Origin of the sequence: Candidatus Sphingomonas phytovorans (assembly GCA_029202385.1) — a bacterium.
Lineage (GTDB): Bacteria > Pseudomonadota > Alphaproteobacteria > Sphingomonadales > Sphingomonadaceae > Sphingomonas > Sphingomonas phytovorans.
The window spans coordinates 2,344,510-2,353,420 of record CP119314.1; the positions used below are offsets into that span (position 1 = coordinate 2,344,510).

Annotated in this window: 11 protein-coding genes and 1 pseudogene; 4 read left to right on the forward strand and 8 right to left on the reverse strand. The window is 62.4% G+C overall.

Going from position 1 to position 8,911, the window contains the following annotated elements:
- Positions 1-29: 29 nt before the first annotated feature.
- Together P0Y59_10765 and P0Y59_10770 are read right to left on the reverse strand one after the other, a co-directional pair.
- Entirely contained in the window at positions 30-1,016 is a 987-nt protein-coding gene (locus P0Y59_10765) for a hypothetical protein (protein ID WEK02129.1), read from the reverse strand.
- A complete protein-coding gene (locus P0Y59_10770) occupies positions 1,016-3,292 on the reverse strand; it encodes an AAA family ATPase (GenBank protein WEK02130.1) in 2,277 nt (758 codons plus the stop codon). The genes P0Y59_10765 and P0Y59_10770 overlap by 1 nt, the downstream gene beginning before the upstream one ends.
- A gap of 88 nt (positions 3,293-3,380) precedes the next feature.
- On the opposite strand from P0Y59_10770, the gene P0Y59_10775 reads away from it, so the two are divergent.
- The 4 genes from P0Y59_10775 (at position 3,381) to P0Y59_10790 (ending at position 6,183) form a co-directional block, all read left to right on the forward strand.
- Positions 3,381-3,629 (forward strand): hypothetical protein, encoded by a 249-nt coding sequence (locus tag P0Y59_10775; GenBank protein WEK02131.1) that lies wholly within the window; start codon positions 3,381-3,383, stop codon positions 3,627-3,629.
- A gap of 69 nt (positions 3,630-3,698) precedes the next feature.
- Positions 3,699-4,658: a PAS domain-containing protein gene (locus tag P0Y59_10780; GenBank protein WEK02132.1), complete on the forward strand. Its 960-nt coding sequence runs from the start codon at positions 3,699-3,701 to the stop codon at positions 4,656-4,658.
- Between the two features lie 86 nt (positions 4,659-4,744).
- Positions 4,745-5,854 carry an IS5 family transposase gene (locus tag P0Y59_10785; protein ID WEK02133.1) on the forward strand — a complete coding sequence of 370 codons (1,110 nt, stop codon included), beginning with the start codon at positions 4,745-4,747 and terminating at the stop codon, positions 5,852-5,854.
- Positions 5,851-6,183 (forward strand): hypothetical protein, encoded by a 333-nt coding sequence (locus P0Y59_10790; GenBank protein ID WEK02134.1) that lies wholly within the window; start codon positions 5,851-5,853, stop codon positions 6,181-6,183. The genes P0Y59_10785 and P0Y59_10790 overlap by 4 nt, the downstream gene beginning before the upstream one ends.
- On the opposite strand, the gene P0Y59_10795 is transcribed toward P0Y59_10790, so the two are convergent.
- The 6 genes and pseudogenes from P0Y59_10795 to P0Y59_10820 form a co-directional block, all read right to left on the reverse strand.
- The gene (locus P0Y59_10795; protein ID WEK02135.1) at positions 6,180-6,323 is read right to left on the reverse strand and encodes a hypothetical protein; all 144 of its coding nucleotides are present in this window, start codon (positions 6,321-6,323) and stop codon (positions 6,180-6,182) included. The genes P0Y59_10790 and P0Y59_10795 overlap by 4 nt on opposite strands.
- 165 nt (positions 6,324-6,488) lie before the next feature.
- Positions 6,489-6,647: pseudogene (locus tag P0Y59_10800) on the reverse strand (HU family DNA-binding protein).
- Between the two features lie 18 nt (positions 6,648-6,665).
- Entirely contained in the window at positions 6,666-7,187 is a 522-nt protein-coding gene (locus P0Y59_10805; protein ID WEK02136.1) for a hypothetical protein, read from the reverse strand.
- 76 nt (positions 7,188-7,263) lie between these two features.
- Positions 7,264-7,458 carry a hypothetical protein gene (locus P0Y59_10810; GenBank protein ID WEK02137.1) on the reverse strand — a complete coding sequence of 65 codons (195 nt, stop codon included), beginning with the start codon at positions 7,456-7,458 and terminating at the stop codon, positions 7,264-7,266.
- Between the two features lie 21 nt (positions 7,459-7,479).
- Complete coding sequence (locus P0Y59_10815; protein ID WEK02138.1) at positions 7,480-8,088, reverse strand: OmpH family outer membrane protein; 609 nt, start codon at positions 8,086-8,088, stop codon at positions 7,480-7,482.
- 19 nt (positions 8,089-8,107) lie between these two features.
- Positions 8,108-8,887, reverse strand: a complete 780-nt coding sequence (locus P0Y59_10820) for a SapC family protein (protein WEK02139.1) — start codon at positions 8,885-8,887, stop codon at positions 8,108-8,110.
- Positions 8,888-8,911 lie beyond the last annotated feature (24 nt).

Genomic DNA, 8,911 nt, shown 5'->3' on the forward strand with positions numbered 1-8,911 from the left:
TCATCGCTCCGAGCGATCGAGCCATAGCGTCAACCGGCCAGAAGTCGCCGTTTGAAATTTGCGATAAATGCAGCAGCCATGACCGAATAAGGCGCCTTCGGTGATGCCATTGCCGTCATCTCTGCAATCACACGATCCTGAAGCTGGATCAGATTCCGTGTCGCTTCGAGGACTTCCTCATGCACAGTCAGGTGCGGGCGAGAGAGGGTTTGAACAGCCTCTCCGATGTTTATGACTATATATTCTAGGAAGCGAAGCCGCTGAAGAAGTTGCGCGCGCTCCTGTAAGAGATGGAGCCGATTAAGGCCGTAGACCTGGATAGATACGGCGCCGCGAACGCTCAGCCCTGCGTCAACCGCATGAGCTATGATTTCCCCCACATCGCCGCCGACCACCGGAAGAGCAGGAACCGCATCATCGGCAGCGCGAGGCAAAACAAGCCCGGCGGAAGGACCATCACCTAGCCAGTAATGCAGATGCGCGCTTGGATCGTCACGGGTCGGATCGAGAAGCAGCGGATCTTCGAGGTCCACATCGGCCTCTTCACCCGCTGCCCGGTCACCACTCACCGGAAAGCAATCCTTTTTCCCGGTCAGCATCGTCTTGTGAAGAACGGAAAGATCGCTCGTCAGCTCAGGCGTCTTCTGCTTCCGCCGCCGGTTGCAGTCGATGCAGCTCGGCAGGAGATTCTGCCAATCCATTGCCAACCACCAATATCCTGGATGGTCGGGGGCATCTTCCACGGCTCCTTTCGGCCGATAATGTTCGACGTCCACGGGCGCCTGCGCCGCATAATAGGTTTCGCAATATGCGCATTTCCCGTGAAAGAGATCTTCGAGCCGGCGCTTGACCTCTCCCGATTTATAGGCACGAAATCCGAATGCACTCCGCGTTTCGCCGGCGGGGAGTGGCGCCCGCATATGGTTGCGAACCCGCTCCAGCTCCGTGAGCTTGTCTTGGCCCCGCTTACTCAGCCCCGAAGGTGGCGCCTTGTTACCGCGCAATACGGCACGCATCAGATGCTCTCCAGCGCGCTGACAATCCGCTGCCTCGCTGCCGCCTCCAGGCTCTTCATCCGCGCCGCGGTCGTTCCGCGTCTCAAGCGTAGAAACTCCTCGACTGCCGACAAAACGAGGCGCTGAGCCTGCGAGGTACCAAGCGGTAAGGCCTCGCCGATCTGCTGCTCGAGATCCTCAAGCGCCGCCAATTCGTCCGCGCGTAACCGGACGCCACTTTCCCGGCGCGCGAGAAGGACGGAAATATCTGCAATATTGCGTTCGATTTGCGGAGAGTCGGTCGAAAACATCTCGAAGAGATCCGATGTCAGGAGCTGCTCGACGGTTAGGTTTTCAACGTCGGGCAGGTCCGTGCGAACCTCTACGGCCATCAACCCGTCCGGCCCGCCACCATTGGCGCCTCGCCTGAATACGGCGACTTCGCCGTCGTGCATCCCGCGGATGCACAAGGGATCGTGACTTGTCGCGACAATGACCGCTCGCGGGAGCACCTGCCGGAGGGCCGTCATGATCTGCATCTTCCACCGAGGATGGAGGTGGGCCTCGATCTCGTCGATGAGAATCACCGGTCTTGCCTCGTCGAGCGGCTGGAGATTGGCGTCGCTCGTGCCCATCAGGCCTTCCAGAATGTCGCAAACCATCGCTAGGATCGAGCGATATCCAGAGGATGCGACCGCGAGCGGGGTCTTGAGGAGCCTCGTCGTATTCCCGTCATCGATACGTGTGACGAGCAGGCAGCGCGCGTTGGCTCGATCCTGCTCGATCACCTCGAATTCGCCTTCGATCGAGAAGATATCGCGAAGCGCTCTCGCTACCATCGCAAAACGGGTCTCGTTGAGGCCAAGTAGCCACTTTTCAGGATTGGGAAGGAGGAACCGCGGCTGAAAAAGCGAACCGACGTGGCCGAAACGCACCGACCGCCGGCTGGTAACGTCATATTGCCTGAAGGCACCATAAGCGAAAACCAGAGGCAAATTCGAAACCACTTGATCGAACGTGTAGTCGGTCCGGATTGTCATAGTGACATGCCCGCCATCGTCGAAGCCAAGAGAAACGATGGTTTGGGACGGCGCCGTGACGTCTGGATCGACGCCGAGCATCGAGGGGTCGAGGATGAAGGCACTGGGCGCCTTGTCAAGATTGGTACGAGTGCGCTCGCTGCAGAGCGCGAGCGCAACGGCTTCAAGCAGCGAGCTCTTGCCCGCCGCATTCTCTCCTAAAATGAGGAGCGCAGCAGCTTCGGCTTTCCGGTCCAGTTGGGGGTTGGCAGCAATGGGCTCCGGAACAACTATCTCGACGCCCGAGATCGCCTTGAAATTTTCGACTTCGATCGTGGTAAGCCTGCTGGCCGGTCCCCGGCGCGCCGTCCGGGAGACGGGTGCCTTGCGCGGCTCGGCTAGCAGAATGCCCTCGGCCGCTTCGCGAAGTGCCTTTTGGCCCAAGTCGGTGCCCCAGATCGCCCGAAATTGTTCCACAAATTTAGCTTTGTTGGGCTGGAATGGCCGTCCAAGCCTGCGTCCTGCTTCCTTTCCTAGACGGCGCAGTAACAGATACCAGCTCCCGCCGAACTCCATCGTATCGAAGTCGAACATCGACAGAGAGACGCCGCGCGCGAGCTCCGAGAAGAAAAGGTCGAGATACTGATCATAGGCTTGTGCGCGGGCTCGGACGAGCGGATCGCGATCCAGACCGAAAACTTCGATTGTCGCGACCGCGGCCTCCGAAATCGGCTGAAGCCGGCCGTCGAGGCTGACGCTGAAATGCTGTGTGTAGTCCCTGACCCGACAAGGATCGATGAGCAAGGGACGATCCCGGTGTGCAGACCGCCACAGGCCATAGCCTTCTTTTACAAACGCCTCCAGCTCCGCCATGCCGGGAAGCGCCCCGCGTTGGCCATTTTTGACCGGAAAATTCCGGTAGGTGCGTGCAGAGCATGGACCGCAAATTGAATAGAAATTGCCCCAGTCTGTCCTTAGCCAGATGTAGTAGAGGTGAGCCAGTTTCCCTGCTTGCGGCGTCGCTTCTTCCTTTGGCCGGAAGAGATGGACGTTGAGCGGAACGCGCGCCTCGCAAAACGCGCATTTCGAATTAAAGAGCTCGTGAAGGGCCGAAAGCACACTGCTATCGGGCTCGAACCTGCTGGCCTGCGTCGAACTTTGTGCTCGGCGCTCCGGGTCCTGCTTCATGAACTCGAGAAGCGCATCGCGCTCCTCCTTTGCGCTTGTTCCCTGAAACGCGGGTGGAGGGGGGACGCGGTGCCGGTCGATATATTGCATGTCGCGCGATATTCCTTCGGATGCGGTAAGCTATGTCTTATCGATCGGGTTGCAGGATTGAGTGCTAGCATCAAGCGGGGAGATGCGCATGAAGAGGCAGGTCGCAATTCTTGAAGCCACGCCGTCGAAGCGGATGTTCTTGTCGATCATTGCTGATTATGACCTCAGCCGGTCGATCTGCGAACTGGTCGACAACGGGTTCGATGTCTGGACGCGATCGGGAAGGGCTTCCCCGATTACGATCGACGTGCTGCTCGACGAAGAGCGAAAGCTCATCGTGGTCGAGGACAAGCCCCCTCCTCCGCGCGACCAGCCGGGTATTTCGAACCGATCTTGATCAAGGTTGTGACGGCTAGAGTGAAGCCTGTTACGGTGCCGGATCATATCATCGGACGGAAACCTAGCCATGGCCGAACCGGTCGATGCGTTGATCGACAAACACGATGTCCTGCTTGCCACGTTGCTCGATCAGACCCATGAATGCATCAAGCTGCTCGACAGCGACGGGCGCATCCTGTTCGTCAATCGCGAAGGCGCCAGCGCGATGGAGCTGACCTCCCCGACCGATCTGATCGGCCAGTCCTGGGTCGAGCGCTGGCCGGCCGATGTGCGGCCGCAAGTCGAGGCCGCGCTGGCCGCCGCAAGCGCGGGCGAGGTCGCCCGGGTGAAAGCGGCGCGTCCGGGGCCCGATCGATCGCTTCGCTGGTGGGATGTCACGGTCACACCGATCCGCGGCGACAATGACGAGATTACACGTTTCCTCACCATCGCGCGCGACACGACCGCCGAGGTGACCGAGCGCCAGCGTGTCGCCGCGATCAGCGCGGAGATGCGCCACCGGCTCAAAAACGCCCTGACCGTGGCATCGGGCCTGACGATGATGTCCGCCCGGTCACGACCGGAAGCGCGTGCCTTCGCTGAAGAAATCACCGCCCGGTTCGCGCAGCTCGCCACGGTGCAGGATCTCATTCTAAACCCGTCCTCGGCCAGGCGCTTCGCCGATATCATCCCGCTCCTGACATCGGCCTATGGCGACGGATCGCTGCTCAAGTTCGGCGCGTTGCCCGACGTCCAGCTCAGCGATGCGGCGATGCAGGCGCTGGCGCTCACGTTCGGCGAACTGGCGACCAACAGCCTCAAATATGGCGCCCTGCAGCAGGGCCGAACGATCTCGGTCGAGGGGACGGTCGATGACGGCATGCTCCATCTCATCTGGCGCGAGCAGACCGAATTAGGGCCGCCCCGCGAGGGCGGTCAGGGCCTCGGCCTGATCGACCGGCTGGTGCACGCATCGGGCGGCACCTTTGCCCGAGAACAGGAGGGCGCTGTGTTCATCGCCCGCCTCTCGCTGCCGATCCTCGGCTGATAGTCACCCCGCTTAGCAGGCCGTTGAAGAAGTAGCTGGCGATTGGGCCGTGATCGTGATTCACTCTCTTTGAGCGGGAGGGATCGATGCGCGGTTCTGACGATAGCAGCGGAAGCTTGTTTTCCTATGTCGATGTGGAGTCCCGGATACGCAAGGATCATCCGCTCCGGCGGATTCGGGAGGTAGCCAACGCGGCACTGGCGGCGCTGGACGAGGATTTCGGGGCACTTTACGCGCACCGTTTTGGTCGGCCCTCGATTCCGCCTGAGTGGTTGCTGCGAGCGATGCTGCTGCAGGTATTTTACGGGATACGCTCGGAACGCCAGTTGATGGAGCGGATCGAGTTCGACCTGTTGTTCTGCTGGTTCGTCGGCTTGGGTGTCGACGAGGCAGTGTGGGATCATTCGAGCTTCAGCACCAACCGGGACCGGCTGCTCAGTGGCGAGATCGCCGCCAAATTCCTGCGCGCGATCCTCGCACAGCCCAGGGTGAAGCGGCTGGTCTCGAGCGATCATTTCTCGGTGGACGGTACGCTGATCGAGGCATGGGCATCGATCAAGAGCTTTCGCCGCAAGGACGGGAGTGACGATGACCGGCCGGGTCCACCGGGCCGCAATGCCGAGCGCGACTTCCACAAGGAGAAGCGCTCCAACGAGACCCACCAGAGCACGACCGATCCCGAGGCGCGGCTCTACAAGAAGGGCGCCGGCCAGCCTGCCAGGCTTTGCTATATCGGTCATGCTCTGATGGAGAACCGCAACGGTCTAGCGGTGGACGGCGGTATCACCCAGGCAAGCGGTACTGCTGAACGGGAAGCCGCGCTTGCGATGCTGGATCGCCGGCCGCGCCGCCGCCGCATCACGCTCGGCGCCGACAAGGCCTATGACGTGCGGCAGTTCGTGGAGGATTTGCGCGAGCGCTCGGTCACCCCGCACATCGCGATCGACGGACATCTTTCGAAGACCGGAAAGCCGCGCGCGACCGCCATGGATCGGCGCACCACCCGGCATCCCGGCTATGCCATCAGCCAATGCTGCCGCAAGCGCATCGAAGAGGTGTTCGGCTGGGCCAAGAGCGCCGCTGGCCTCGCCAAGGTCAAGCTACGAGGACAGGCCAAGGTCGATGCGGTTTTCACCCTCACCTTGGCCGCCTACAATCTGGTCCGCCTGCCCAAGCTCCTCGGTGCGCCGGCATGAGCCTCAAGGGCAAATGGCGCATCGTCGAGATGCCCGACTTCGAGGCCGACTATCCCGACATGGTCGAGCCGGCCTATATCCTGTTCGAAGGCAATGGCGGGGGAGAGTTTGCCTTCGGATGCTGCACCGGACATATATGGGCAGCGAGCGGCACCGAGGCGACAAGCATCGACTTCTCCTGGAATGGAAGCGACGAAATGACCGAGGTCTGCGGGGACGGCTCCGCCGAACTCCAGCCCGATGGCTCCCTCCACGGCGAAATCTGCTACCACAACGGCGACGAATGGTCCTTCATCGCTCAAAAATGGACTTCTTCAACAGCCTGTTAGGGGTGTTTCAGGATCACAAACAGCGGCGACGTTGCCGCAGGCATCCTTCCACCGGCTTCGCTGAAAGCCGGTGCAGGTGTCGGCGGGATCGCGAACTGGCCGGTATTTCCACCGACCGCCGGGCCGAGGCGTACCGCCATCACGGGATCGAGATAGCCGCGCGTCTCGCCAGGAAGCGGGCCGCCCGTCCGTACATGCCACTGATAACGCCCGGGTGCGGCGCTATAGGCCGCGCACAATCCGGGTAGTCCGCCAAGGTTCACATCCTTCGCGACGCCTCAGGCATTGAGACGATCATTCACGGCCTATGCCAGACGGAAGGTCAACTTGTTCGAGGCGGGGACGGCTAGCCGTTCCCCGGTCGCCGGGTTCCGGCCGGCGCGCGCCGGTCGTTGCTTGACCTTGAACCTGCCGAACCCGGCAAGGGCGATTTCATGACCGTCAGCGGCGGCGCTGGCGGTGGCGTGTGGATGCCGCAACGATCATGACCATCGCGGCGATGGTGGCATGTTTCGATAGCGCAGGCTGATGGTGGTGAAGGCCGACATCGGCTCGGGGCGTGGCTTCAGCTTGATCTGGACTCCAAGACGAAGCGGCAGGAGCATTCCCTTGGGCGGCGGTGCTGGAAGTTCGATCCCGACCAGTAGTGTCTGCAGATCGTCGTTGGGCTGGGTTTGCGCGAACAGGGCATGATCGATGCGGGTGATCCGGCCCTTGCCATCGATCCAGAAGGCGATGCGCAGCGCCGCGCCCTCGGCGTCGGCCCCGCCGGGCAACTGGTTCATATAGTCGCGCAGGCGCACGGCGGCGGGGTCGTCGCCGGTCAGCCGCGTATGGACGGCATCCGAGACCGTCTGCGCATAAGCGAGCCACGCTTGAGGCGCGGCTCCCGGCGCGATCGTCCGCGGCTGGCCGGCGTGCGCGGCGCCGGACAGGAGGCAAAGCGCGGCGGTGAGGCCGGAGGCAAGGCGGCGGAACGAACGCGGGGAGTCATGGTCGGTCATGATGCGCGGGTAGCTCCTTGGCCATGCGTGGACGGGGTAGGACGGATGGGACAGGTCGGTCGGTTCGCTGTGATGATCATGCGGCTTTTCGCCCGCTCCGGACCGGGACGGGCTGTTTTACGGGGTGATTGTACAGCCACACCCCGACATGCTGGTCGATGATCTCGGTGGTATAGGCACGCAGCAGACCGAAGACGTAGAGGGCGACCATGGCGGTGAGCAGCACACCGCTCACGAAGCCAATCCCCAGGAGCGCGATCACGGGCAGCATGTCGGTTTCCTCCTCCGGCAACTAGGGTTTCGGGGCCGGTTGGGCGGGCAGCGCCTCGCGGTTGAAGGTGATGGTGGTGACCTTGGCGTCGAGCCCCTTGACCACGTCGGGGGTGATGTCGTTCGTCATGTTTCCTCCCAGCACTGTATTGCGATCGACCAGCAGGCCGCATTTGTGCTGGGTGTAGACCTGCGCGATCACCGGCTGCGCATCGCTGGCGATCGTCGCCATGGCCTTTTCGCGCGTCGCCTCGATCTCGCGGCTGCGTTGCTGGGTCTTGGCCTGCACCGCCTGGAGGCGCGGCTGGAGCGCCTGTTCGCGCTGGGTGCGCTGCGCCGGCGTCAGCTTGGCCGCCTCGGCCTGGAACGCCTGGATCTCGGTGTCGAGCGGCTTGCGCTCTGCATCGACCTCGGCCTGCGCGTCCTGGGCGAGCTGCTGGAGCCGCGTGGTCGCGACCTTGCCAACTGCCGCATTGGCGAAGATCGCCTCACGCGAAAGCAGACACAGGCCGGGGATCGTGGCGCCGCCAAGCGGCTGCGCGGCGGGCGCAGACGGTGCCGCCTGCTGCGCAAAGGTTGGGGTGCCGACGAGGCTGCTGGCGATGGCGAGGGAAAGAACAACCGACTTCATGACACTTCCTTCAAATGGATCAGGCAACTGGATCGACCATGGCGGCATCTGACGCGGCTGGCTCGATGTGCGCCGGCGCGGCGACTCCTTCCAGCGCCAGCAGGTCGGCAAAGCGGTCGAGCGACGACAGGTGGAACAGGACCAGAGCGAGCCAGCCCTTGCGATGCCAATCAAGGATAACATCATCGGGAAGCGCGCCGAACTTCTCGCGATCGACGATGTGGAAGCCGGCGAGCCGACGGGGTTCGCCGGACGCGAGCTTCGCATCGGCTTGCTGCTCGATCAGCAGATCGCGCTCGGCGAGCGCCGCGACGAACGCCTGGGTCTGGAGGTGCGCCTGGTGGAACTCCCGGCAGAAGGCGAGCGCGCTTTCGGTCAGCGGTGAGGGCTTTCCGTCGATGAACATCGGTGTTCCCGCCTCGCCGCTACGCACAACCCGTTCGGACGCCATGTCGAGCGCGAGCGCGAAGCCCTGCTCGCCGGCATCCTGGAACACGAACGGATAGCGCCGCGCATAGGCCGGGACATAATGGCGCTCGGCCCAGCGGCCTTCGGTCACGAAGCGGTTGCCCGCACTCAGGCCCAGCACCGCCACCGGGAAGTTGCCGCCCTCAGCGAAGGCGATCGGGTAAAAGCGCATCGCCTGCGCGAACTCGACGATCGTCACAGGCAGCGCGTTCGCATCGGCCGCGAAGGTGAAATCACCATTCTTCAACCGCACCTCATCATGGATCACTTGGATCAGCGGCTGGGGTTTTTGGTAGAATAGAGGAAGCGGGCGATCGGAAAGAGATGTCACGAAAATACTCCTGAAAATCGGTTT